Raw genomic sequence first — 24,318 nt, 5'->3', positions numbered from 1 at the left:
AGATGTCCTATTTTCTGGCGGGAACGGCTGCGAGCGACGCGACGCCGACGATCTCGATGCCGCGGGTCTCCGCTTCCTCGCACCATTTGCCGATGGCGTCCACACTTTCGTCGAAGGCCGAGGCGATGCCGATCGCCGTGCCGTTGCGGCGGGCGATGCGCTCCAGCTCGTCGAGCTTCTTCAGCACCGCCTCGCGGGAAAGGTCGGCGTCGAGCTGGAGGTCGGCGAAGGCATGCGGGGCCTCCACCGCCCCGGCGATCGTGCCGGAAAGCGACTGGGCGGAGCTGCCGTCGTCGAGGAAGAGCAGGCCGCGGCTGGCCACATCGCGGATCACCGGCTCCAGCGCATCTGCATCGGCGAGGAAGCGCCCGCCCATGAAGTTCACGAGGCCGGTATAATTGGTGATCTTCGCCATGGCGCGGTGCAGTTCGGCAAGGTTCTGCGTCTCGCTGAAATCCGTGCGCAGCGTATAGGGGCCGGGATCGTTCTGCGGATAGTCGAAGGGCTCCAGCGGCATCTGGAGGAGGATTTCATGGCCGCCGCGGCGGGCTTCCTGCATCCAGCGCGACAGGCTGTTGCCGCTGGCGGCAAAGGCGAGCGTCACTTCCGCCGGCAGCTCGCGGATGGCGCGCTGCGTGCCCGTCTGGCTGAGGCCGAGGCCGCCGACCACGATGGCGATGCGCGTGCCGCGCGTGCCGGACCAGGGCCGGGCATATTGGTCCATCGGCCGGGTGCCGTCGAGGCCGATGACGGGGATCTTGCCGTCCGAGGTCTCTTCCAGCAGGTCTTCGTTGGGGAAGGCCGCTGTGCGCGAATCCTGGCCGATGCGGTTCGCCTCGATGAGGAGCGGTCCGTTGCCGTCGCGCGTGCCGGGAGAATAGGTGCGCACGACATTGCTGTCGTCGGTCGTCGTTTCCTCGACGCGGGCGCCGGAAAGACCGTTTGCGCGCCGCACGCCACCCTTCGCCTCGGCGGTTTTCTGGTCGGCCCTGTCGGCTGCTGCCCGGGTATCTTCGGAAGGGGGCGTGAAGGGCGTGGTGGCAAGGCCGCTCGGCGCCAGCGCCGTCCAGCCGGAAAAGCCGAGAAGGCCGGCGGCCACGAGCGCGGACACGAGGGTGCCGGCGGAGAACCGGGAGGGTCCCGCCGGTCCGGGCCTTGCCTTGCGGTCCTGGCCGAGAGGTGCGTGAATATCTGTGCCCAAGGTCAGTCCGCGCTGGCCGAAAGGTGCGGGGGAAACAGGGCCCGCCGACGGCGGGCCCTGCGCAGATGTCTTAGTTCTTCAGCTCGGCCTTTTCCGGATTGGCCGGGAAGGACGGGTCCGTCTTCTCGCCGCGCAGCAGTTCCAGCGCATATTGAAGCTGGACGTCGTCCTTGGCTTCCGGCGGAACGTAGGCGGAGGAACCGGAGCCCTGGTCCGTCTCGCTCTGGCCCTGGATATGGCCGCGCAAGCTCGATTCGCTGGCATTCTCGACCTTGCCCTGCAGTTCCGGCGGCAGCGGCTGGTCGATCGTGATGTCCGGCGTGATGCCGGTGCCCTGGATCGATTTGCCGGACGGCGTGTAGTAGAGCGCCGTCGTCAGGCGCAGCGCGCCGGCATCGCCCATCGGAATGATGGTCTGGACCGAGCCCTTGCCGAAGGAACGGGTGCCGACGACGGTGGCGCGGCGCAGGTCCTGCAATGCGCCCGCGACGATTTCCGAGGCCGAGGCCGAGCCGCCGTTGATCAGCACGATCACCGGCTTGCCGTCGGAAAGGTCGCCCGGCGAGGCGTTGAAGCGACGGGTCTCGTCCTCGTTGCGACCGCGGGTCGAGACGACTTCGCCGCGCTCGAGGAAGGCGTCGGAAACGTTGATCGCCTGGTCGAGCAGACCGCCCGGATTGAGGCGAAGGTCCAGCACGTAGCCCTTCAGCTTGTCGGCCGGAACCTGCTCCTTGATCTTGGCGATGGCGTTTTCGAGGTCGTCGAAGGTCTTCTCGGTGAAGGAGATGACGCGCAGGTAGCCGACATCGTTCTCGACGCGGAACTTCACGGCCTTCACGGCGATGATGTCGCGCTTGATGGTCAGCTCGATCGGCTTGTCGGCGCCCTTGCGGATCAGCGTCAGCTTGATCGGCGTGTTGACGGCGCCGCGCATCTTCTCGACCGCGTCTTCCAGCTTCAGGCCGCGGACGTCCTGGCCGTCGATCTTCGAGATGAAGTCGCCGGCAAGAACGCCGGCGCGGGCGGCCGGCGTGTCGTCGATCGGCGTGATGACCTTGACGAGCTCGTCTTCCATCGTGACCTCGATGCCGAGGCCGCCGAACTCGCCGCGCGTCTGGGTGCGCATGTCCTCGGCGTCCTTGGCATTCATGTAGGAGGAATGCGGATCGAGCGAGGAGAGCATGCCGTTGATGGCGTTCTCGATGAGCTGGTCTTCCTTCGGCGGCGTCACATACTGGGCGCGCACGCGTTCGAACACGTCACCGAAGATGGACAGTTCGCGATAGGTCGACGAACCGGCTGCTTCCGCGGGCAGGGTTATCGTGTTGATGACGCTCATGGCCGTAGCACCCATGAGTGCACCGACAATAACAAGTGAAGCCCTACGAATCATTGCGTGCCTTTCCAGATTTCTTGGCGGACCACCACGGCCGGGAATCAACCGGTTTTCCGTTCTTTCGGAATTCAATGTAAAGTGTCGGCTTGTCCGTTTCCAGCGTCAAAGCGTTGACACTCGCGACCCTTTTTTCACCCATCACGGCGAGCGGTTCTCCCGCCACGACGAACTGACCCTCCCGCACGCTCACCCTGTCCATGCCGGAAAGCACGAGATGGTAGCCTTCCCCGGCATTCAGGATGATCATGCGCCCGTAACTGCGAAACGTTCCGGCAAAGACGATCCATCCGTCCGAGGGGGCCGTGACCAGCGCGCCCGGATTGGCCGCCAGCGTCAGCCCCTGCGAATCGTGGCCGGTGCCGTCTGCCTCGCCGAACTGGCGCAGCACGTCTCCCGCCACGGGATAGTCGAGTTTTGCCTGCAACTGCGAAAATTCGTATGCCGGAGCAATGCGGTTTTTGTCGGGCACGCTGTCGCGGGCGAGCGCCCTCGCCTTCTCGCGTTCCGCCTCGCTCTGTCCGCGCCGTTCCTCTTCCCTGGCTCGGGCGAGCGCGGCGGCATCGCGCACCGAGCCGATCTCCTGCTCCAGGCTGCCGATCAGCCCTTCGAGGCTGGTCGCGCGGGCGGCCAGTTCCTCCGCGCGGCGCCGTTCGGCGGCGAGCGTGCGGGCATTGGTCTCGGTCAGCGCCTCGTTCTCGGCGATCAGCATTTCCGAGCGCTTCTCCTCCTCGATGCGCACCTGCATGGCGTCGGTCAGCTCGGTCTTTTCCCGGTCGATATTGCTCTTGATGTCCATCAGCGCGGCGAGGTCGTCGATGAGTGCATCCGTTTCCTTGCGGATGCCGGGCACGACGGCGCCGAGCAGGATGGCGCTGCGCACCGAGGAAAGCGCGTCTTCCGGCGTCACGAGGAGGGCGGGCGGCGGGTTTCGCCCCATGCGCTGGAGCGCGGCGAGCACTTCGGCGAGCAGGCCGCGCCGCTCGTGCAGCGAGGCGCGCACGCCGGCCTCCCGGTCGCGCATGCCCTCCAGCCGCTTCTCGCCGTCGAGGATCTTCTCCTCCATGGCCTTGCGCTTGGCCGCCGACTGGACGATCGCCTCGCGCAGGCTCTGGCGCGACTTGTCGAGATTGGCGATCTCGGCCTCGAGCTGCCTGGTCTTTTCCGACGAAACGGTGATGGACTGGGAAAGGGTGTCGAGCTCCCGGCGCGTGCTGTCGCGGCGAAGGGCGAGCGCCGCGGCGGGATCGGCTTCGACCTTCGGCAGCGAGCCGGTCTTTTCCAGCGCGACGGATGCCTCGTTGGGCTCGGCGGCGAGCGAATGGGGAAGGAGGGCCAGCGACAGGGCAGCCGAGAGCATGGCCGGCCGCAGCAGGCGGCTGACACCCTCACCCGGATTGGCTGTGCCGGTCTTCCTCATCGCGTTCCGAACGTTTTGCTGGCCGAACGTTTTGCTGGACCTGCTCTATGCTGATTTGCCGATTTCGCCAACAAACAGCGCCAAAAATACGGCCTTCGCCATCATGGGTCGCGAGGCTTGCGCGGCCATGACGCTGCCGTCAGCTGCGGTGGTAGGGATGGCCGGAGAGGATGGTGACGGCGCGGTAGAGCTGTTCGGCCAGCAGGATGCGCACGAGCTGGTGCGGCCAGGTCATCTTGCCGAGGCAGAGCGTGGCGTTGGCGCGCTCGTAAAGGGCGGGGTCGAGCCCGTCTGCGCCGCCGATGGCGATCATCAGCTCGCGTTTGCCGGAATCGCGGAAGCCGGCGAGAAGATCGGCAAAGGCCGGGGAATCGAGCGATTTGCCGCGCTCGTCGAGCAGGATCAGCACGGCGCCGTCGGGCAGCGCCTTTTCCAGCATGGCCGCTTCCTCGCGCTTGCGCGTCTCGGCATTGCCGGCCCGGCTTTCGCCGACTTCGGCAAGCCTGCCGAGTTCGAGGCCGATGGCGGGACCGGCCTTCGCGAAACGATCCATGTAGCGGGCCGCAAGTTCCTTCTCAGGGCCGGCCTTCAGCCGTCCAACCGAAAAAAGTCCAACCCGCATCGCCTCAAGCCCTGTCCGTTCGGGTGACGCGCAGCCGCGCCACCGCCTGCTTTCGCCGGACAGGTGCCCGGCGTCTGAATTAGTGTACCGTGCCGTCCTCGATCTCGGGAGCCGCCCACATCCGTTCGATGTTGTAGAACTCCCGGACTTCCGGCCGAAACACGTGGATGATGATATCGCCCGTGTCGATCAGCACCCAGTCACCCGTCTCCAGGCCCTCGACGCGGGCATTGCCCAGGCCTTCGTCCTTGAGATCGGTGATGAGGTGATCGGCGATCGCCATGACATGACGGTTCGAGCGTCCGGACACGACCACCATGTAGTCGCCCAGCGCCGATTTTCCGGCAATGTTGATGGTGACGATATCTTCCGCCTTGGAGTCCTCGAGGCTTGAGAGGACCAGTTGAAGGGCCCGGTCGGCGGCATCGTCGCTGCGTCCCGCGCTCCTGGAGAAAACGCCGACGACGTTTCCCTTTGCGTGCACTGTTGTCAGGTTCGTTCCTTTCTGGATACAAGCAGCACGTCCCGTACCGGCAAAATGCGCCGGCACCTACCAAATGTAGGCACCGATGGGGGGCAGTTTCAAGACGTCACTTCTGAGGGATGGTTTTCTCTAGCGTCGCGCCCTTGCGCAGCGCCGTGGAACTGAGGGCCGAGCGCGGCCCGTGGATGAAGGTCCAGGCCGGCGCCGGGCGGCCGGGAAGCGACATGGCATCCTCCTCGTCGACGCGGGCATGGTCGAAGGTCTTGGCCATGCGGGAGGATAGATAGGAGAGCGTCGAGCCCGGCCGGTCGATGACGGCGATGGGGAAGGTGCAGGCGATCTTCCGCCAGTTCTGCCAGTGATGGAAGGTGCCGAGATTGTCGGCGCCCATGATCCAGACGAAATTCACGCCGCGGTTCAGCGCCTGGACCCGCTCGAGCGTCTTGGCCGTATAGCTCTGGCCGAGCCGCTTCTCGAAGGCCGTCACCTTGACGCGCGGGCCGGGGGCGATGGCCTCGCTGAGGCGGATGCGCTCGGCGAGCGGGGCAAGCTCCCGGTGGTCCTTCAGCGGGTTGCCGGGCGTCACCATCCACCAGAGCTGGTCGAGGCCGAGGCGGCGCAGCGCGGTTTCCGCGACGAGCGCATGGCCCTGGTGCGGCGGGTTGAAGGAGCCGCCGAAAAGGCCCACCGCCATGCCTTTCTCGACATGGGGCATCCTGAGGTAGCGCTCTGCAACCGTGTCCGCCGTCACCTCAGGGCCGCACCTGTCCGGTGCCGCGCACGCGGTATTTGAAGGAGGTGAGCTGCTCGACGCCGACGGGGCCGCGCGCATGCATCTTGCCGGTCGCGATGCCGATCTCGCCGCCCATGCCGAATTCGCCGCCATCGGCGAACTGGGTCGAGGCGTTGTGCACGAGGATGGCCGAGTCGATCTCGGTGAAGAAGCGCTCGACGACCGCCGGGTCCTCGGCGATGACGGCTTCCGTATGGGCGGAGGACCAGCGGTTGATGTGCTCGATCGCGCCCGATACGCCGTCGACCAGCGCGACGGAGAGGATGGCGTCGAGATATTCCGTCGACCAGTCCGCCTCGGTCGCCGCGACGAGGCCCGGGATGCGGGCGCGGATCTCCTCCGTCGCGCGCACTTCGCAGCCGGCGGCCCTGAGGCCCTCGACGAGCGGCGCAAGATGCGTATCGGCGACGGCGCGGTCGACCAGCAGCGTTTCCATCGCGCCGCAGATGCCGGTGCGGCGCATCTTGGCATTGACGACGATCTTCCTCGCCATGTCGAGGTCGGCCGATGTGTCGACATAGATATGGCAGAGGCCTTCGAGATGGGCGAAGACCGGCACGCGCGCCTCGCTCTGCACGCGGGCGACGAGGCTCTTGCCGCCGCGCGGCACGATGACGTCGATGGCGCCGCCAAGGCCCGACAGCATGGCGCCGACGGCGGCGCGGTCCGTCACCGGCACATATTGGATCGCGTGTTCGGGAAGGCCGGCAGCCTTCAGGCCGGCGACGAGGCAGGAATGGATCGCCTGCGATGAATTCACGCTGTCCGACCCGCCGCGCAGGATCACGGCATTGCCGGCCTTCAGGCACAGCGCGCCGGCATCCGCCGTCACGTTCGGGCGGCTCTCGTAGATGACGCCGATGACGCCGAGCGGCGTGCGCACGCGCTCGATGTGCAGGCCGTTCGGCCGGTCCCATTCGGCGATGACGTCGCCGACCGGATCCTTGAGGGCGGCGATGTCGCGGATGGCGGCGGCAATGCCTTCAATGCGCTCGGGCATCAGCGTCAGCCGGTCGATGAAGGAGGCGGCGACGCCGCTTTCCCTCGCATGGGCAAGGTCGATCGCATTGGCGGAAAGGATCGCGTCGCGGTTCGAAAGGATTTCCGCCGCCATGGCGTCGAGCGCGCGGTTCTTCTGTTCCGCCGTGGCGATGGCGAGCGGGCGGGCGGCGGCGCGGGCATTGCGGCCGATCCCGGCCATCAGGCTGTCGATGTCGGTCTTGACCTGGTCAAGCATGGCTGACGTCCTTCCTCGCCTCGGTCGCGGCCGGCGCCGAAAGCCCGGTCACCACGAGGTCGTCCCTGTGCACCATCGCCGCGCGGCCGGCATAGCCGAGAATGGCGGCGATCTCCGCCGATTTCTTGCCGACGATCAGCCGTGCCTCGTCGGCATCGTAGCCGGCAAGGCCGCGGGCGATCTCGCGGCCGTTCGCGCCGTAGATCGAAACGGTGTCGCCGCGCGAGAAGGAGCCCCAGACGCCGCGCATGCCGGCGGGCAAAAGGCTCTTGCCGGCCGCAAGCGCCGTTTCCGCGCCGGCATCGATCTCCAGCCGGCCGGCCGGCTGCAACTGCCCGGCAATCCAGGTTTTGCGCGCGGTCACCGGCGAGCCGGAGGGCGCGAACCAGGAGGAGCGGGCGCCGTCCTCGATGGCGCGCAGCGGATGGTCGACCTTGCCCGATGCGATGATCATGGCGCAGCCCGCGCCCGTCGCGATCTTGCCGGCATCGATCTTCGTGCGCATGCCGCCGCGCGAGAATTCCGACGCGGCGCCTCCCGCCATCGCCTCGATCTCGGGCGTGATGGCGTCGATGGTTTCGAGGAAGCGTGCGTTCGGATCGAGATGCGGCGGGGCCGTATAGAGGCCGTCGATATCGGAGAGCAGCACCAGGAGGTCCGCGCCCGTCATGGTGGCGACGCGGGCGGCGAGCCGGTCGTTGTCGCCGTAGCGGATTTCGGTCGTCGCGACCGTGTCGTTCTCGTTGATGATCGGCACGGCGCCGAGCTTGAGGAGCTGGCTGATCGTCGCGCGGGCGTTGAGATAGCGGCGGCGCTCTTCCGTATCGCCGAGCGTCAGCAGGATCTGGCCGGCGACGATGCCGTCCGCCGAAAGGCTCTCAGACCAGGCGCGCGCGAGCGCGATCTGGCCGACGGCCGCCGCTGCCTGGCTTTCCTCCAGCTTCAGCGCGCCGGCCGGCACCTTCAGCACCGAGCGGCCGAGCGCGATGGCGCCGGAGGAGACGACGAGCACGTCCGTGCCGCCGGCCCTCAGCGCCGCGATGTCCCGGCACATGGCGTCGAGCCAGGCCTTCTTGAGGCCGGTCGCCCGGTCGACGAGCAGGGCCGAGCCGATCTTGATCACAATCCGGCGGTATTTCCCGAGCGGTTTGCGGTTCTTCGTCATCTCAGTCGTCGGATCCGGCGGTCTTGGCTTGAACGATGATGTCGCGGAGCGCCCGCAGCGTTGCCGTCATGCCGACATTGGCGACGGCGGAAAGCTGCAGCGGCGTCTGGCCGCAGGCCTTCGCCAGCGCCTTGGACTTCTTCTTCAGCTCTTCCTCGTCGAGCACGTCGATCTGCGAGAGGGCGACGATCTCCGGCTTGTCGGTGATGCCGCCGCCATAGGCTTCGAGCTCGCGCTTCACCGTCTTGTAGGCCTTGGCGACGTCCTCCTCCTGCGCGGAGACGAGATGGAGCAGCACGCGCGTGCGCTCGACATGGCCGAGGAAGCGGTCGCCGAGCCCGATGCCGTCATGCGCGCCCTCGATGAGGCCCGGAATGTCGGCAAGGATGAACTCCGCGCCGTCGATGGTCGCGACGCCGAGATTCGGGTGCAGCGTGGTGAAGGGATAGTTGGCGATCTTCGGCCGGGCGCGCGTGCAGGTCGCAAGGAAGGTCGACTTGCCGGCATTCGGCAGGCCGACGAGGCCGGCATCGGCGATCAGCTTCAGCCGCAGCCAGATCGTCTTCTCCTCGCCCTCGAGGCCCGGATTGGCCCAGCTCGGCGCCTGGTTGGTGGAGGACTTGAAATGCGCGTTGCCGAAGCCGCCATTGCCGCCGGCGGCGAGCTTGAAGCGCTGGCCCTCGGCGATAAGGTCGACGATGAGCGTCTCGTTGTCTTCCTCGAAGATCTGCGTGCCGACCGGCACCTTCAGCGTCACGCTGGCGCCATTGGCGCCGGTGCGGTTGCGGCCCATGCCGTGCGTGCCGATCGAGGCCTTGAAATGCTGCTGGTAGCGGAAGTCGATCAGCGTGTTGAGGCCGTTGACAGCCTCCACCCACACGTCGCCGCCGCGCCCGCCGTCGCCGCCGTCCGGCCCGCCGAATTCCACGAATTTTTCGCGGCGGAACGAGACAGCCCCTGCCCCGCCGTCACCGGACCGGATATAGACTTTTGCTTCGTCCAGGAACTTCATCGGCTCGCCGTTCGCTTTATTCTGATCGTCATGGTCATTTTTCCGTCTTCGATATAGACGGTTCCCGCAGAGGTCAAAGACTATCGTGAAATTCGTCAGCTACAACGTCCAGTACGGCATCGGTCTCGACGATCGCCTCGACCTGCCGCGCATCGTCTCCAGCATCCACGGCGCCGACATCATCGCGCTGCAGGAGGTGAGCCGAAACTTCCACCGCAACGGCCATATCGACATGGTCGCCGAGCTGCAGACTTTGCTCGCCAACCATTATTCCGTCTTCTGGCCGTCCTGCGACCTCGATGCCGGCTCGGCCATCGAGAAGGGCCGGGTGGTCAACCGCCGCTTCCAGTTCGGCAACATGATCTTCTCGCGCTGGCCGATCCTGTCCAGCCGCGTGATCCCGCTGCCGCGCACGCGCACGCTCGACAAGCTGAACCTCCAGCGCGGCGCTGCCGAGGCGGTGATCGCGACGCCGGACGGGCCGATCCGCGTCTACTCCGTGCATCTCGACCATGTCCACCGTGACGAGCGCCTCGCCCAGATCCGCTATCTCAAGGATCGCGCCCGGCTTTACGGCGTGGAGGGCGGCGCGATTTCCGGCGCGCATGAATTCGGCCTTCCCGAGCCGCCGGTGCCGGAGGACTATGTGCTGATGGGCGATTTCAACATGGTGCCGGAATCGCCGGAATATTGCGAAATGGCCGGCGGCGTCGATCCGCTCTACGGCCGTCAGATCCGCGCCACCAACCCGGTCGATGCGCTGGCCGGCCTCGGCAAGCGTCATGCGGGAAGCTTCAGCTGGATCAATCCCGAGGATCATGCCGATCGCCTCTTCCTCGATTACTGTTTCCTCGGCCACGGTCTCGTGGAGCGGCTGAAGGATGCCTGGGTCGACGAAACCGCCTTCGGTTCCGACCACATGCCCGTCTGGTTCGAGCTTTCGTGATGGAAAGGGCCGGGGCGGATCGCGCCGCCCCGGCTTCATTCTATTGCCGCGATGCCGCCGGGCGGAAATCGCCCGGTTCCAGCCGCGTCTCGATATGCGGCACCATCGCGCCGCGGGCGACGCAATAGAGATCGCTGCATCCGGTGATGCGGAAGCCCGTCTTCTCCTGCACCCGGAGCGAGGCGGGATTGTCGGCGAAGACGCCCGAATGGATCTCCGTGCCGGGCATCCGCGTGAGGAAGCGTGCCGTCGCCGCGCGCACCGCCTCGGTCATGTAGCCCTGCCGCCAATGGGAGCGGTTCAGCCAGTAGCCGAGATGCCACGCATCGCCGCGCCATTCGAAGGCGACGCAGCCGATATGTGCGTCGTCCCCGGTGGTGATGGCGAAGGCCCAGCCTTCCTCAAGGCCGGAGGTCGCACCCGAAAGCCATTCGGCGGCGTCCTGCCGGTCATAGGGGGCGGGTGCCCGCGCCAGCATGCGCGAGACCTCGAAGTCGCCGAGCGACCGGGCAATGGCGTCCGCGTCCGACATGCGGTGCGGGCGCAGGGTGAGGCGGGCGGTCGTGACGGTCGGGCACGGGCCGGGAGCGGCGATGTGCGCCTCCTGCCTGTGGTTGTGCATGGCGTTCATCGCATGCCTCCCCAGCTCTTCAGCGAGACCCAGGTCTTGCGGTCGAGCCGGTACCATTCGACGGGCACCATGCCGCCGACGGCAAGGCTCTGCACCATGCCGGTCGCCTGGAACTGGAAGCCGCACTTCTGGATGACCCGGCGCGAGGGGATGTTCATGACCCGGCAGCGCGCATCGATCTGCTCGATGTCGCGGGTGCGGAAGACCATGTCGACCAGCGTATGGGCCGCTTCGGTCGCATAGCCCTGGTTCCAGTGGGGCTCGCCCAGCCAGTAGCCGAGCTCGACCGTGCGCCCGTCCTCGTGCGGCTCGATCCCGCAGCAACCGAGGAAGGCGCCGTTGTCGGCTTTCGTAATGGCATAGACGCACTTGCCAATCGCGCCGGCGCGTGTGCGTCGCACGAAATCGGCGGCATCCGCGACCGTGTAGGGGTGCGGCATGCGGGCGACCATGTTGGCGATGTTGGCGTTGTTGGCGAGATGGGCAAGGGCGTCGATGTCGTCTTCGTGCGGGGCTCTCATGACGAGCCTTTGCGACAGCAAGATCGGGCAATCGGTCCTCGACCGGTCGGGCCTCAGCCTTTCCTGGGGAGACCTCGATTGGTCTTCCCGCAACAGTTCGGTTTGCATGGCTCGTTCCTCCAGAGCAAAAAGGGGAGATAAGGTCTTGCCTCATCTCCCCTTTTTTTCCGCAGGTCCGAAACCTGTAGCATCAGCCGGGTCGATGAGACGCCGGCTGTTTTAGAGCGCTACCGGCTTATTCCGCTGCTTCCGCTTTCGGCATTACAGACACGTAGACGCGACCGTTGGCCTTCGTACGGAAATTCACATTGCCAGCCGTAAGGGCGAAGATCGTGTGATCCTTGCCGAGGCCGACATTGGCGCCGGGATGCCACTGCGTACCGCGCTGGCGAACGATAATGTTGCCTGCGAGGACGGCTTCGCCGCCGAACTTCTTCACGCCGAGGCGCTTGGACTGGGAATCGCGACCGTTGCGCGAGGAACCGCCAGCTTTTTTGTGTGCCATGGGAGTTCTCCTTTACCTGTCCGGATTATTCGGCTGCTGCAACGGCTTCGGCTTCAGACTTCTTGGAAGCCTTCTTTGCCTTGCCGCCGGCTGCCGCGATCTCGACGATGCGGACAGTCGTGTTGTGCTGGCGATGGCCGCGCGAACGCTTGGAGTTCTGGCGGCGGCGCTTCTTGAAGGCGATGACCTTCTTGCCACGGCCATGCTCGACGACTTCGGCGGTCACGATGGCGCCTTCGACGAAGGGCGCACCGATCGTGGCATCGGCGCCGACGCCGACCATCAGCACTTCGGTGAATTCGATCTTCGCACCAGCTTCGCCGGACAGCTTTTCAACCGTCAGGACGTCGTTGGCGGCCACGCGGTACTGCTTACCGCCGGTCTTGATGACTGCGAACATTTTATATCCTTTCATGTTCGTGCCGGCTCTTTACCCGGAAAGGGCAAGGCCGTCTTTTTGTCAGTCGCTACGGATGGAGAGGCATTGGCGCCCCGCCGGTTTGGTCGGTTCCTGCCGGCAGGTCCTGCAAATGCGAGGGACACGGCACAAAGAACCTTCGTCGCGGCACAGGTCGGACCTATGCCACTGCACCTTGCGCAATAGGTGAGGCGATGAAAACTGTCAAGGAGATTTCCGTCACCGTTGCAATTAGATGCATTCTGCCCCCTTGCAACCCCGCCCGACACCCGCTATGTACCGCCCCGCGTCGAAGGGCGCCGACCGGCATCCGGAGAGGTGGCAGAGTGGTCGAATGCACCGCACTCGAAATGCGGCATACCTGCAAGGGTATCGTGGGTTCGAATCCCACCCTCTCCGCCATTATCCCGCAAATGAAAACCGGCCTGCTTTATGCGGCCTAGTCTTGTTCGGCCTGCTTTTTCCGAGGGAACAGCAGGGCGGTGAGGATTGCGAGGATCGTCAGCGCGAACAGCCCGACCACCACGGCCAGGGGAATCGTGATGCCGAGTTTTTCCTCGAGCATCCCCACGTCGAAGATGATGCCGCCCATGAAGCCGGCGAGGCCGTACAGGATGCCTTTCTTCTTGTCCTGAGCGGCGGCGAGCCTGTCCTCCTTCGCGGCCTCGAAGTTCTCCTCGGAAAGCGCTGCGAGCTTCTTGGTGCCTTTCGCGCCTTCCAGGGCGAAGTTCAGGATCTGGCCCAGAACCTTCCGCTCCGGATCCTCGTTTCCTTCGAGCCATTCCACGCAGTCGTCCGGGGTGGCGGGCAGGATTTCGACGTCGATCTCCGCGCCTTCGGCAAAGCCCTTGAAATGAGAGGCATGGCCGATCAGGTGCCCGCTTCTCGAGCCGGCGGCGTCCACGCAGAAGACGCCCTCGATGCGGTTGTTGCTCGCATTGCAGGAGGCGACGATGCGCACGAGGTTCTTGGAATAGATTCCGCGACGATCGGCGTTGTAGATGCAGACGGTCCGGGTTCTGCGAACGAAATCCATCTGTTCCATGTCGGAATAGGGGAGATAAATGAGTTTCGCCATTACCGATCCTCGGCCGTTCATTGCATATGCGGGTATTTTCTTGCTGTCCCGGTTGTAAATTCCTTCTTCAAAAACTCAAGCATCTGTGTTGCGGACACGCATGTCCCGAGGCCCGAATGGGCGATGCTGCCGATGGACACCGAACGTCGCCTCGTGGCATAGGGCGCGGGACACGACGAGGCCTCCTTCCATGATCCGCATCGAGAATATCAGCAAGTCCAATAGCCACCGCATCCTCTATATCGAGGCCTCCGCCGCGCTGAACCGCGGGGAGAAGATCGGGCTGGTCGGGCCCAACGGGGCGGGCAAGACGACGCTCTTCCGCATGATCACCGGGCGGGAGCTGCCGGACGAGGGGCAGGTTTCCGTCGAGAAGCATGTCTCCATCGGCTATTTCAGCCAGGATGTCGGCGAGATGGCGGGGCGCAGCGCGGTCACCGAGGTGATGGACGGAGCCGGGCCGGTGAGCTCCGTCGCGGCGGAACTGCGCGAACTCGAGGCGGCGATGGTCGATCCCGACCGGCTGGACGAGATGGATGCGATCATCGAGCGCTACGGCGAGGTGCAGGCGCGCTACGAGGAGCTCGACGGCTACGGGCTGGAGAGCCGGGCGCGCGAGGTGCTGGCGGGCCTCAGCTTCAGTGAGGAGATGATGGACGGGGATGTCGGCAAGCTTTCGGGCGGCTGGAAGATGCGCGTCGCGCTCGCCCGCATCCTGCTCATGCGGCCGGACGTGATGCTGCTCGACGAGCCGAGCAACCATCTCGACCTCGAAAGCCTGATCTGGCTGGAGCAGTTCCTCAAGGGCTATGACGGGGCGCTGCTGATGACCTCGCACGACCGCGAGTTCATGAACCGCATCGTCAACAAGATCATCGAGATCGATGCGGGCTCGCTGACGACCTATTCCGGCGACTACGGCTTCTACGAACAGCAGCGCGCACAGAACGAGAAGCAGCAGCAGGCGCAGTTCGAGCGCCAGCAGGCGATGCTCGCCAAGGAGATCAAGTTCATCGAGCGTTTCAAGGCGCGCGCCTCGCATGCCGCGCAGGTGCAGAGCCGGGTGAAGAAGCTCGACAAGATCGAGCGCGTCGAGCCGCCGCGCCGGCGCCAGACGGTGATGTTCGAATTCCAGCCGGCGCCGCGCTCGGGCGAGGACGTGGTCAGCCTCAAGAATGTCGGCAAGGCCTATGGCAGCCGGGCGATCTACGAGGATTTCAGCTTCCTGATCCGCCGCCGGGAACGCTGGTGCGTGATGGGCATCAACGGCGCGGGCAAGTCGACGCTGCTGAAGCTGGTCGCCGGTGCCGCGGCGCCGGACGCCGGCAGCGTGACGATCGGGGCGAGCGTCAAGGTCGGCTATTTTGCACAGCATGCGATGGATCTCCTCGACGGCGACCTGACCGTGTTCGAATGGCTGGAGGCGGAGTTTCCACGGGCGGGGCAGGGGCCGCTGCGCACGCTGGCCGGCTGCTTCGGCTTTTCCGGCGACGACGTGGAGAAGAAGTGCCGGGTGCTCTCCGGCGGCGAGAAGGCGCGGCTCGTCATGGCGGCGATGCTGTTCGATCCGCCGAACTTCCTCATCCTCGACGAGCCGACCAACCATCTCGACCTCGACACCAAGGAGATGCTGATCAAGGCGCTGTCGGAATACGAGGGCACCATGCTCTTCGTCTCGCACGACCGCCATTTCCTCGGCGCGCTGTCGAACCGGGTGCTGGAGCTCAACGGCGACGATATCCACCAGTATCCGGGCGGCTATACCGAATATGTCGCCCAGACCGGGCACGAGGCGCCGGGCCTCGCAGGCTGACCTGTCGCCGCCGCCGCGATTGCGTTATGACGGGCGCATCGGCGGCGGTATGGCGGCGGACCGCTCTATCGAGGCGTCATTGCGCGGGGACAGGATGGCAAAGCGGATCGGGATCGTCGGCGGCGGGCCGGCCGGGCTGATGGCGGCAGAGATGCTGTCCGCGCGGGGCCATGCCGTGACGGTGCTGGAGGCGATGCCGACGGTCGGGCGAAAGTTCCTGCTGGCCGGCAAGTCGGGCCTCAACATCACCCATTCCGAACCCTATGAGCGCTTCGCCGCCCGTTTCGGCGCGGCGAACGGGCATTTGCGCGCGGCGCTCGATGCTTTCACGCCGGGCGATCTGCGGGACTGGGCATCCGGGCTCGGTACGCAGACCTTCGTCGGATCGTCCGGCCGGGTGTTTCCGACCGTGATGAAGGCCTCGCCCTTGCTGCGCGCCTGGCGGGCGCGGCTGGAAGGGCAGGGGGTCGATATCCGCGTGCGCCATCGCTGGACGGGCTTCGCGCCGGAGGGGCTGGCCGTCGGGACGCCCGGCGGCGCGGTGACGATGGCCTTCGATGCGATCCTCCTGGCGCTCGGCGGGGCGAGCTGGCCGCGGCTCGGCTCGGATGCCGCCTGGGTCGGTGCGCTTGCGGAAAGGGGCGTCGATATCGCGCCCTTCCGGCCGGCCAATTGCGGTTTCGATGTCGAGTGGCCGGCGTTCTTCGTGGAGAAATTCGCGGGCGCGCCGGTCAAGGGCGTCACGGCGCGCTCTGCGGCCGGGACGATCCCGGGCGAATTCGTCATCTCGGCCTCGGGCGTCGAGGGCAGCCTGATCTATGCCCATGCGGCTGCATTGCGCGATGCGCTGGACGAGACCGGGACGGCGATCCTGACGCTTGATCTTGCGCCGGGCCGCACGGTGGAGCGGCTGGCCGCGGATCTCGCCCGGCAGGGCGGCAAAGCGAGCTTTTCCAACCGGCTGCGCAAGGGCGCCGGGCTCGATGGGGTCAAGGCGGCGCTGCTGCGGGCCTGCATTCCCGATGCGGCCGGGCTGGCTCCCGCAGCTCTGGCGGCGGCGATCAAGGCGGTGCCGCTCCGCCCCGTGCGCCCGCGGCCGATTGCCGAGGCGATCTCGTCGGCGGGCGGCGTGAGGTTCGACGCCATCGACGAGGGCTACATGCTGAGGGCGCTGCCCGGCGTCTTCGTCGCGGGCGAGATGATCGACTGGGAAGCGCCGACCGGCGGCTACCTGCTGACGGCGTGCCTTGCGACCGGCCGTGCCGCCGCGCTCGGAATGGATCGCTGGCTATCCAATAAGCGATAGCCCGTATCAGGCGCGCTTCGCCCGCGCCGGCATGTGGCCGAGCGTGGCGGCGGCGTCTTTCAGGCAGGCGAGGTAGCGGTCGCGGTTGGCAAGGCCGTCGGCGCGCGGAGCGACGAGGCAGAGCGTCGCCACGGCATGGCGTTCCTCGTCCATGACGGGCACGGCGAAGCAGTGGGTGAAGCTGTCGACGATGCTATTGAAGGTGAAGAAGCCGTCGGCCGAAGATTGCCGTACCTCGGCGAGGAATGCCTGCGGATCGAGCCATTCGCCGCTCGGCAGGCGGAAATCCTCCGGGGGGATGAAGGCGAGGATCTCCGCATCCGTCATATGCGCGACCAGGAGCCGGCCCGAGGCGGTCCACGGGATCGGCACGGACTGGCCCATGTCGGTGGAGATGCGGAAGGGCCGGGCGCCCTCGCGCATGCGCACGACCGTATACTTGTTGCCGTCCAGCATGCAGAACTGCGCCGTTTCGCGCGTCTCGTCGGCAAGCCGGTCGAGCGCCGCCTCGCATTCGCGGGTGAAGTCGAAATGGTTCTCGTAGGCCGCGCCGAGGAAATAGAGCTTGCGGCCGAGATAGACGCGGCCCTCGCCGCCGGTGAACTCCAGGATGCCGTTGCGCAAGAGGAGGTTCACCAGCTCGTAGACCGATGAGCGCGGCGCGCCGATCTGCGCGGCGATCTCGTTCGGCTTCAGCGGCTGGCGCTTCTGGCGCAGGAAATCGAGGATCTCGAAGGCCCGGTCGAGCCCTCTCGCCCGCTTGCTGCCTGCTTCGTCCGCAATTGCATCCATGCCTGTCCATCCTCTTTTGTCGCGCCAGCTTGTCACGCCGGCCGCGGCATCTGTCAATCCGCTCGTTTTCCGTCCCCGCCAGGGAAATTTTCACGCCCCTCTTGCGGGGCGGAAAAATCGGCATAAGATCGCTTCGTCCGGTATAAAGATCATATGTACATTATATTGGACAAAAACGGATGGCAAGCCCGTTCCTGCTGCCGCACAAAAGGGGATCGACATGAACATTTCCAAGCACCGCCCGTCCGCCTCGCTGCGCAGCCGCCTTCTCGCGGGTGCCGCTGCCGCCGCGGCTCTTCTCGTCTTCAGCGCCGGCATGGCGTCGGCCGCCGCCAACTGCATCAAGGGCGATCGCAAGGCGCCCTACACGATCGGCTGGGCCAACATCTATTCGGTGCCGACCTGGATGAAGCAGACCGAAGGCACGATTGCCGCCGAGGTCGAGACGCTGAAGAAGGACGGCCTCGTCAAGGACCTGATGATCACAGACGCGCAGGGCAACGCCCAGACGCAGATCCAGCACATCCAGTCGATGATCGACGCCAATGTCGACGCCATCGTCGTCATCGCCGGCTCGTCCAACGCGCTCGACCGCGTCATCTCGGATGCCTGCGACAAGGGCATCGCCGTCGTGAATTTCGACAGCCTCGTCAACACCGACAAGGTGACGGCGAAGATCAACACCGATTCCAACGAATGGGGCGCGGGCGCCGCCAAGTGGCTTGCCGACCAGCTCGGCGGCAAGGGCAAGATCATCGTCATGAACGGCCCGGCCGGCATCTCGGTCAGCGACGACCGCCGCAAGGGCGCCCAGCCGGTGCTCGACGCCAATCCGGGCCTCGAGATCATCACCGAGACGAACACCGAATATAACGTCGCCCCGGCGCAGGAGGCGATGACGAGCCTGCTCTTCGCCAATCCGGAGATCGACGGCGTGCTCTCGCTCGGCGGCGCGCTTTCGGCCGGTTCCGTCATGGCCTTCGACCGCCAGGGCCGCGAGCAGGTTCCGATCACCGGCGAGAATGCCCGCCAGTTCCTGGAACTGTGGAAGGAAAAGGGCCTGAAGGGCTGGGCCACCATGCAGCCGAACTGGCTCGGTGCGCTTTCGGTCTACACGGCCGTGCAGGCGCTGGAAGGCAAGGACGTTCCCGCCTTCATCAAGGTGCCGCTGCCGGTCATCGACGACAGCTCGATCGACAGCTACCTCGCCCGCGCCGACCAGTTCCCGGCCGACGGCTACATCTATTCGGATTACGACCAGGCGCTGTTCGACAAGCTGATCGCGCAGTAAAGCCGAAGAGGACGCGTCATGACGGAATCAAGGCCCCTGCTGGAAGCCCGGCAGGTGTTCAAGGGATTTTTCGGCAATCCGGTTCTGAAGGGCGTCGATATCGCCCTTCTGCCGGGCAGGGTTCATGCCCTGCTCGGCGAGAACGGCGCGGGAAAATCCACGCTGATCAATCTGCTGTCCGGCGCTCTCCAGCCGGACAGCGGCACGATTTCCGTCGACGGCAAGCCGGTCGGGCGCTTCAGCCCGGCCGCTGCCCGCGCGGCCGGCATCGCCGTGGTGCAGCAGGAGCTGAGTCTGACGGCCGACCTGTCGATCGCCGAGAATATCGGCCTCGGCGCCTTCCCGCGCCGCTTCGGCCTCATCGACTATGCCGCGCTCCATCGCGGCGTGCGGGAGGTCTGCGACATGGTGGGCCTCACCGAGCCGCTCGACATGCCGGTCGCCGACCTCGCGCTCGGCCGCCGCCAGATGGTGGAGATCGCCAAGGCGCTCTTCCGCAAGCCCCGCGTGCTCATCCTCGACGAGCCGACCTCCTCGCTCTCCGCCCATGAGGCCGGCATCCTCGCCCGCCTCATCGAGACGCTGCGCGACCGCGGCACGGCGCTGCTCTACATTTCCCATCGCCTCAACGAGGTGCAGGCGCTCTGCTCCCATGTCACCGTGCTGAAGGATGGCGGCGTCACCGCCGACCAGTCGCTCGCCGGCATCGACGGGGAGGGGCTGGTGCGCCTGATGGTCGGCCGCGAGACGGGCGATCTCTTCCCGCCGCGCCCCCATCCCGCTCCCGGTGCGCTGCGCATCGGCGTCGAGGGCTTTTCCGCCGGCCTCGTGCGCGACATCGGCTTTTCCGCCCATGCGGGCGAGATCGTCGGCATCGGCGGTCTTGTCGGGCAGGGGCAGGAAGACCTGCTGCTCGGCCTTTACGGCGCAATTCCCGCAAGGGCCGACAAGGCCGAGGTCTCGGGGAAGAACGGCCTGCCCGTCCATGTCGAGGCGGCCAATGCGGCCGGCATCGTCTATGTGCCGGCCGACCGCAAGCACGAGGGGCTGGTGTTGCCGCATTCCATCGCCTCCAACCTCATCCTGCCCTCCCTCGGCCGGCTTGCGCGCGGGGGCCTGCGCGACAGGGCCGCGGAAACCGGGCTGATCGCCGATCTCGCCCGCCGGCTCACCATCAAGGGCGATGTCGCCCGCCCGGTGCAGGCGCTTTCCGGTGGCAACCAGCAGAAGGTGGCGCTCGCCAAGTGGCTGCCGCTCGACCCGTCCGTGTTGCTGCTCAACGATCCGACGCGCGGCGTCGACATCGAGACCAAGCGCGAGATTTACCTCATGCTGCGCGCCTTCGCCGCCGAGGGCCGGCTCGTCATCCTCGCAAGCTCCGATACGCCTGAGCTTGTGCATTTGTGCGACCGCGTCGTGGTGCTGCGCGAGGGCCGCGTCGCGGCGACGCTGTCGGGCGACGCCATCAGTGAAGAGGCCATCGTCGGCGCGGCCATGGGCATCGACAGAAAGGGAGCGGCCGCATGAGCGCTGTTTCGTCCTCCGGCTGGCTCTACGGCGCCGTCCAGCGCCGCCGCAACCGCGGCCTCGGCGGCCTCTATCTCGTCGTCGCCGCCTTCCTCATCCTTTATGCCGTGCTCTTTCCGGGCATCCTTTCCGTCGGCGGCTTTTCCAAGTTCACGCAGAACTGGTTCCCGCTGGCGCTCGTCACCATGGCGCAGGCGCTCCTGATGCTGAACGGCGGCATCACGCTCGCCATCGGCCCGCTCGTCAGCCTCGGCGCGGTGATCGCCGCGACCACCATGGAGGGCGTCCTCGGCGTGCCGGGCGGCTTCCTCGCCGTCGCCTTCACCGGCCTTGCCATCGGCGCCGTCACCGGGGCCATCGTCGCGCATCTGCGCCTGCCGGCGATCATCGTGACGCTGGCCGGCTCCTTCATCATCACCGGCGTCGCGCTGATCCTCCTGCCGCGTCCGGGTGGCTTCATCCCCGGCTGGCTCTCGACGACGCTTGCCGGCCACACGCCGGTCGCCTTCCTGCTGCTCGTTGTCATTCTCGTGCTCTGGAAGGCGTTTCTGGCAACGCCGCTCGGCCTCGGCATCTATGCGGCGGGCGACAATCCCGTCGGCGCCTTCCGCTCCGGCGTTCCGGTCGAGCGGGTGAAGATCGTCTCCTTCGCGCTTTCCGGCCTGCTGGCGGCGCTGGCCGGCCTCTTCGTCGCGGCGCAGACCGGCTCGGGCGACCCGGTCATCGGCACGCCCTTCACGCTGAACTCGATTGCCGCGGCCGTGCTCGGCGGCGTCGGCTTCCTCGGCGGCAAGGGCACGATGCGCGGGGCGATCTGCGGCAGCCTGCTGCTCTCCGTCATGATCAACGTGATGTTCTTCCTCGGCTTCCCGCCCGTCGCGCAATATGTCGCGCAGGGCCTGATCATCGTCGGCGCCGTGGCGGTGCCGGAACTTCTCGGCGTCTGGAGGGCAAGGCGATGAATGCAGTGCGATCCCTGTTCCGCAACCCACCGCTTCTGACCTTCGTGCTGGTGGCGCTCGTCTGGCTCGTCGCCGGCCTCACGCTGCGCGGCTTCGGCGCCTACGGGCACCTGCGCTACCTTCTGGAGCTTGCCGCCGTCATCGGCATCGCGGCGGCCGGCCAGACGCTCGTCATCCTGATGGGCGGCATCGACCTTTCGGTCGGCGCGGTCATCACCGTCACGGCGATCCTCCTGCCGCTGATCTCGCCCGCCTGGGACCCGACGGGCCTCGTCGGCATCGTCCTTGCGCTGGCGATTGCCGCCGGCATCGGCTTCCTCAACGGCGCGGGGGCAGCTTATCTCCGCGTGCCGCCGATCATCATGACGCTCGCCATGGCGACCTTCCTGCAGGGCCTGCTCGTCATCGTCGCCGGTGGCAGCGCGGTCACCGTCAGCAATCCGGCCGTCATCCTGCTCGGGCAGGCCCGGCCGCTCGGCGTTCCCGCAGGGGTGATCCTCTGGGTCGTCGTCTCGGCCGGCGTGCTGCTGCTCATCCACCGCATGCCCATCGGCGCGCGCTTCCTCGCCCTCGGGGCCAATCCGCTGGCGACGCGGCTTTCCGGCGTCAGCGTCACGCGCAACACGCTGATCCTCTATGCGCTTTCCGGCTTCTTCGCCGGCCTTGCCGGCATTCTGGTGCTCGGCATGAACCGGCAGGGTTATGTCGGCATCGGCGATCCCTATCTCCTGACGTCGATCGCGGCCGTCGTGCTCGGCGGCACCTCCATTCTCGGCGGGCGCGGCACCTATGCCGGCACCATTCCCGGCGCGATCCTGCTCGTCACCACGACGGCGCTGATCACGGTGGTCAATGCCTCGCCCGGCTGGCGCTCGATCATGTTCGGCACGCTGATCCTCGCGCTGCTGCTCATTTCCGGCCGCGAGGCGCGGCGATGAGCATGCGCTACGGTGGGCCGGTCATCGACCCGCACCACCATCTCTGGGACCTGTCGCTCGGGCGTCATCCCTGGCTGGAAAGGGCGCGGGCGACCGGCGGCGAGATGGTCTATGGCAGCCTCGCGCCGATCCTGAAGGACTACGGCATTGCCGAATATCGCGCCGATGCCGCGCGGCAGGACATCGTCGCCACGGTGCATGTCGAGGCCGGCTGGTCGGACGCGCATCCGCTGGAGGAAAGCCGCTGGCTGGACGGGCTCGACCGCTCCTCGGGCATCGCGCGGCACTATGTCGCCCGCGTCCCCCTCGACAGTCCCGATGTCCTTCGCCTGCTCGAAACGGAAGCGGCCAATCCGAACGTCGTCGGCATCCGCGACATCGTGAGCTGGCACCCGGAGCCGGCGAAGAGCTTTGCGCCGCGCCCGCACCGCATGGCCGATCCCGCCTGGCGCCGGGGGCTTGCCCATCTTGCCCGCCTCGGCCTCGTCTTCGACCTGATGCTCTATCCCTGGCAGATGGACGAGGCGGTCGATCTCGTGCGCGCCTTTCCCGAAACGCTCTTCGCGCTCAACCATGCCGGCAGCCCGGCCGACCGCAGCGAGGCGGGCATGGCGCTCTGGAGGAGTGGCCTGCGGGCGCTCGGCCGGGAGCCGAACGTGCGTCTGAAGATCTCCGACCTCGTCGCCTATGACAACGACTGGACGCTCGAAAGCCTGCGGCCGGTCATTGAGCACGGGCTCGACTGCTTCGGGCCGGCGCGCGCGATGTTCGCCAGCGATTTCCCCGTGGCCGGCCTGCATGCCTCCTTCGATGAGGTCTACGCGGTCTTCCGCACCGTCGCCGCGCCTCTTTCGCTCGACGAGCAGCGCGCCCTTTTCTTCACGACCGCCAACGAGACCTACCGCCTCGGGATGGGAGAACACCATGTCTGACCTTCACGCCGCCCCTGACAATCCGCTGATCGACGACCGCATCCGCGGCTTTCCGCCGGGCCATGCGCCGCTTGCGCCCGATGCCCTCGGCAGGCAGGGCTGGAAGCCCTTCGACGGCGGCATGGCGCTGCCTCTGATCTCGCTCGACCGGCAGGCCTTCGCCGCCAATGTCGACCTGATGATGGCCTATGTGAAAGGCCAGGGCGTCGAGATCGCCCCGCATGCCAAGACGCCGATGTCGACGGCGATTTCCGGCGCGCTGCTCGCCGCGGGCGCCTGGGGCACGACCGTCGCCGATATCCGCCAGGCCGCCGTGCTGCTTAAGGCCGGCCAGCGCCGGCTGCTGCTCGCCAACGAGATCGGCGGCCTTGCCGCCGCCCGCCGCCTCGCCGCGCTGCTCGCCGGCTATCCCACGGCCGAGGTGCATATTTTTGTCGATTCGCTCCCGCTGGCCGAGGCGCTGCGCACGGCCTGGCAGGAACGCGGCGACCTGCCGCCGCTCGGCCTTCTGGTCGAGTTCGGCGCCGGCCGTGCCGGTGCGCGCAGCGCCGAGGCCGCCGGGGCGATCCTCGACGCGATCCTTGCGGCGGAAACGCCAAACTTCCGGCTGACCGGCATTGCCGCCTATGAGGGCGCCGCCGCGACCGCCGATGCCGATGAGACGCTGAGCCGGATCGACGGCCTGATGCAGCTCACGGCGGATTTCCTGCCGAAGGTGCGCGCCCGCATCGGCAGCGAGCGGCCGCTCTTGGTGACGGCAGGCGGTTCGGTCTTCTTCGACCGGGTCGTCGCCGGGCTTTCCGCCGCCGTCAGGGCCGATCCCGATTGCCTGATGGTGCTGCGCTGCGGGGCGATCTTCTTCCACGACCACGGCATCTACGAGCGCGGCCTTGCCGGCCTCGATGCACGCGGTGGCTTCCGCATCGGCGAGGAGGCCGCGTCGGCGTCCGAGGGCTTCCGGCCGGCGCTCAGGGTCTGGGCGGAGGTGCTGTCGCGCCCCGAGCCGGGCCTTGCGATCTGCGGCATGGGCCTTCGCGACGTCGCCATCGACCAGGGCCTGCCGCGGCCGCTGGCGCTTTACCGGAACGGCGTGCGGCTTGGTGATTTCACCGGCGCCGAGGTGCTGCGCCTCAACGACCAGCACGCTTTCGTCGCCCTGCCGGGGGCAAGCGACGTTGCCGTCGGCGACGTGGTCGAGTTCGGCATCTCGCATCCCTGCACCTGCCTCGACCGGCACGCCATCCTCTACGGCCTCGACCCGGACCATACGGTGACGGCCGTCTATCTCACCAGCTTCGGCTGATCCTCCCCAAGCAAGCATAAAGAAAAGG

General features: G+C 66.8%; 23 protein-coding genes, 1 tRNA gene and 1 pseudogene. 10 read left to right on the top strand and 15 right to left on the bottom strand.

Annotated elements, in window-relative coordinates:
• Nucleotides 1-7 precede the first annotated feature (7 nt).
• The 9 genes from ACZ1A1_RS15355 to obgE all read right to left on the bottom strand — a co-directional run bounded on the left by ACZ1A1_RS15355 (nucleotide 8) and on the right by obgE (nucleotide 9,327).
• The gene (locus ACZ1A1_RS15355) at nucleotides 8-1,201 is read right to left on the bottom strand and encodes a divergent polysaccharide deacetylase family protein (RefSeq protein ID WP_463620572.1); all 1,194 of its coding nucleotides are present in this window, start codon (nucleotides 1,199-1,201) and stop codon (nucleotides 8-10) included.
• Between the two features lie 70 nt (nucleotides 1,202-1,271).
• Complete coding sequence (locus tag ACZ1A1_RS15350) at nucleotides 1,272-2,594, bottom strand: S41 family peptidase (protein ID WP_463620571.1); 1,323 nt, start codon at nucleotides 2,592-2,594, stop codon at nucleotides 1,272-1,274.
• Nucleotides 2,584-4,014 carry a murein hydrolase activator EnvC family protein gene (locus ACZ1A1_RS15345; protein ID WP_463620570.1) on the bottom strand — a complete coding sequence of 477 codons (1,431 nt, stop codon included), beginning with the start codon at nucleotides 4,012-4,014 and terminating at the stop codon, nucleotides 2,584-2,586. The genes ACZ1A1_RS15350 and ACZ1A1_RS15345 overlap by 11 nt, the downstream gene beginning before the upstream one ends.
• A 139-nt stretch (nucleotides 4,015-4,153) precedes the next feature.
• Complete coding sequence (rlmH, locus tag ACZ1A1_RS15340; RefSeq protein WP_424548607.1) at nucleotides 4,154-4,636, bottom strand: 23S rRNA (pseudouridine(1915)-N(3))-methyltransferase RlmH; 483 nt, start codon at nucleotides 4,634-4,636, stop codon at nucleotides 4,154-4,156.
• A gap of 79 nt (nucleotides 4,637-4,715) precedes the next feature.
• Nucleotides 4,716-5,186, bottom strand: a complete 471-nt coding sequence (gene rsfS / locus ACZ1A1_RS15335) for a ribosome silencing factor (RefSeq protein WP_454633886.1) — start codon at nucleotides 5,184-5,186, stop codon at nucleotides 4,716-4,718.
• Between the two features lie 40 nt (nucleotides 5,187-5,226).
• Nucleotides 5,227-5,835, bottom strand: a complete 609-nt coding sequence (locus tag ACZ1A1_RS15330) for a nicotinate-nucleotide adenylyltransferase (RefSeq protein WP_415212933.1) — start codon at nucleotides 5,833-5,835, stop codon at nucleotides 5,227-5,229.
• Nucleotides 5,836-5,872: 37 nt separating this feature from the next.
• The gene (locus ACZ1A1_RS15325) at nucleotides 5,873-7,150 is read right to left on the bottom strand and encodes a glutamate-5-semialdehyde dehydrogenase (RefSeq protein WP_463620568.1); all 1,278 of its coding nucleotides are present in this window, start codon (nucleotides 7,148-7,150) and stop codon (nucleotides 5,873-5,875) included.
• Nucleotides 7,143-8,315 carry a glutamate 5-kinase gene (proB, locus tag ACZ1A1_RS15320; RefSeq protein ID WP_463620567.1) on the bottom strand — a complete coding sequence of 391 codons (1,173 nt, stop codon included), beginning with the start codon at nucleotides 8,313-8,315 and terminating at the stop codon, nucleotides 7,143-7,145. The genes ACZ1A1_RS15325 and proB overlap by 8 nt, the downstream gene beginning before the upstream one ends.
• Before the next feature lies 1 nt (nucleotide 8,316).
• On the bottom strand, nucleotides 8,317-9,327 hold the full coding sequence (gene obgE / locus ACZ1A1_RS15315) for a GTPase ObgE (RefSeq protein WP_313195358.1): 1,011 nt from the start codon (nucleotides 9,325-9,327) through the stop codon (nucleotides 8,317-8,319).
• Between the two features lie 85 nt (nucleotides 9,328-9,412).
• Between obgE and ACZ1A1_RS15310 the strand changes: the two genes are divergently transcribed.
• A complete protein-coding gene (locus ACZ1A1_RS15310) occupies nucleotides 9,413-10,273 on the top strand; it encodes an endonuclease/exonuclease/phosphatase family protein (RefSeq protein ID WP_463620566.1) in 861 nt (286 codons plus the stop codon).
• 40 nt (nucleotides 10,274-10,313) lie between these two features.
• Here ACZ1A1_RS15310 and ACZ1A1_RS15305 read toward each other — a convergent pair whose 3' ends face one another.
• The 4 genes and pseudogenes from ACZ1A1_RS15305 to rplU form a co-directional block, all read right to left on the bottom strand.
• On the bottom strand, nucleotides 10,314-10,904 hold the full coding sequence (locus tag ACZ1A1_RS15305) for a GNAT family N-acetyltransferase (protein ID WP_463620565.1): 591 nt from the start codon (nucleotides 10,902-10,904) through the stop codon (nucleotides 10,314-10,316).
• Nucleotides 10,901-11,533, bottom strand: a complete 633-nt coding sequence (locus ACZ1A1_RS15300) for a GNAT family N-acetyltransferase (protein ID WP_313195361.1) — start codon at nucleotides 11,531-11,533, stop codon at nucleotides 10,901-10,903. The genes ACZ1A1_RS15305 and ACZ1A1_RS15300 overlap by 4 nt, the downstream gene beginning before the upstream one ends.
• Before the next feature lie 127 nt (nucleotides 11,534-11,660).
• A complete protein-coding gene (gene rpmA, locus ACZ1A1_RS15295) occupies nucleotides 11,661-11,930 on the bottom strand; it encodes a 50S ribosomal protein L27 (RefSeq protein WP_119257900.1) in 270 nt (89 codons plus the stop codon).
• 88 nt (nucleotides 11,931-12,018) lie between these two features.
• Nucleotides 12,019-12,330 (bottom strand): annotated as a pseudogene (rplU, locus tag ACZ1A1_RS15290) (50S ribosomal protein L21); the annotation flags it as partial.
• Between the two features lie 330 nt (nucleotides 12,331-12,660).
• Here rplU and ACZ1A1_RS15285 point away from each other — a divergent pair.
• A tRNA-Ser gene (locus ACZ1A1_RS15285) sits at nucleotides 12,661-12,750 on the top strand.
• Between the two features lie 37 nt (nucleotides 12,751-12,787).
• On the opposite strand, the gene ACZ1A1_RS15280 is transcribed toward ACZ1A1_RS15285, so the two are convergent.
• On the bottom strand, nucleotides 12,788-13,309 hold the full coding sequence (locus ACZ1A1_RS15280) for a hypothetical protein (RefSeq protein ID WP_313196506.1): 522 nt from the start codon (nucleotides 13,307-13,309) through the stop codon (nucleotides 12,788-12,790).
• A 307-nt stretch (nucleotides 13,310-13,616) separates the two neighbouring features.
• Here ACZ1A1_RS15280 and ACZ1A1_RS15275 point away from each other — a divergent pair, with 307 nt between their 5' ends.
• Both ACZ1A1_RS15275 and ACZ1A1_RS15270 read left to right on the top strand, forming a co-directional pair.
• Entirely contained in the window at nucleotides 13,617-15,239 is a 1,623-nt protein-coding gene (locus ACZ1A1_RS15275) for an ABC-F family ATP-binding cassette domain-containing protein (RefSeq protein ID WP_313196507.1), read from the top strand.
• A gap of 94 nt (nucleotides 15,240-15,333) precedes the next feature.
• A complete protein-coding gene (locus tag ACZ1A1_RS15270) occupies nucleotides 15,334-16,545 on the top strand; it encodes a TIGR03862 family flavoprotein (protein WP_463620564.1) in 1,212 nt (403 codons plus the stop codon).
• A 6-nt stretch (nucleotides 16,546-16,551) separates the two neighbouring features.
• On the opposite strand, the gene ACZ1A1_RS15265 is transcribed toward ACZ1A1_RS15270, so the two are convergent.
• Nucleotides 16,552-17,337, bottom strand: a complete 786-nt coding sequence (locus ACZ1A1_RS15265) for an IclR family transcriptional regulator (protein ID WP_463620563.1) — start codon at nucleotides 17,335-17,337, stop codon at nucleotides 16,552-16,554.
• A 220-nt stretch (nucleotides 17,338-17,557) separates the two neighbouring features.
• Here ACZ1A1_RS15265 and ACZ1A1_RS15260 point away from each other — a divergent pair, with 220 nt between their 5' ends.
• Genes ACZ1A1_RS15260 through ACZ1A1_RS15235 form a run of 6 tightly spaced genes read left to right on the top strand, consistent with a single transcriptional unit; the run spans nucleotide 17,558 to nucleotide 24,290 of the window.
• Nucleotides 17,558-18,628, top strand: coding sequence for a substrate-binding domain-containing protein (locus ACZ1A1_RS15260; RefSeq protein WP_463620562.1), 1,071 nt, complete (start codon nucleotides 17,558-17,560; stop codon nucleotides 18,626-18,628).
• Nucleotides 18,629-18,646: 18 nt separating this feature from the next.
• On the top strand, nucleotides 18,647-20,155 hold the full coding sequence (locus ACZ1A1_RS15255; RefSeq protein WP_463620561.1) for a sugar ABC transporter ATP-binding protein: 1,509 nt from the start codon (nucleotides 18,647-18,649) through the stop codon (nucleotides 20,153-20,155).
• Nucleotides 20,152-21,117 carry an ABC transporter permease gene (locus ACZ1A1_RS15250; RefSeq protein ID WP_463620560.1) on the top strand — a complete coding sequence of 322 codons (966 nt, stop codon included), beginning with the start codon at nucleotides 20,152-20,154 and terminating at the stop codon, nucleotides 21,115-21,117. Before ACZ1A1_RS15255 ends, ACZ1A1_RS15250 begins: the two co-directional genes overlap by 4 nt.
• Entirely contained in the window at nucleotides 21,114-22,055 is a 942-nt protein-coding gene (locus ACZ1A1_RS15245; protein WP_415212918.1) for an ABC transporter permease, read from the top strand. Before ACZ1A1_RS15250 ends, ACZ1A1_RS15245 begins: the two co-directional genes overlap by 4 nt.
• Nucleotides 22,052-22,987: an amidohydrolase family protein gene (locus ACZ1A1_RS15240; protein WP_463620559.1), complete on the top strand. Its 936-nt coding sequence runs from the start codon at nucleotides 22,052-22,054 to the stop codon at nucleotides 22,985-22,987. Before ACZ1A1_RS15245 ends, ACZ1A1_RS15240 begins: the two co-directional genes overlap by 4 nt.
• Entirely contained in the window at nucleotides 22,980-24,290 is a 1,311-nt protein-coding gene (locus ACZ1A1_RS15235) for an alanine racemase (protein ID WP_463620558.1), read from the top strand. Before ACZ1A1_RS15240 ends, ACZ1A1_RS15235 begins: the two co-directional genes overlap by 8 nt.
• Nucleotides 24,291-24,318 lie beyond the last annotated feature (28 nt).

It is taken from the genome of Shinella sp. R2-11, assembly GCF_055330205.1.
This window is presented reverse-complemented; position numbering and strand designations above follow the sequence as displayed.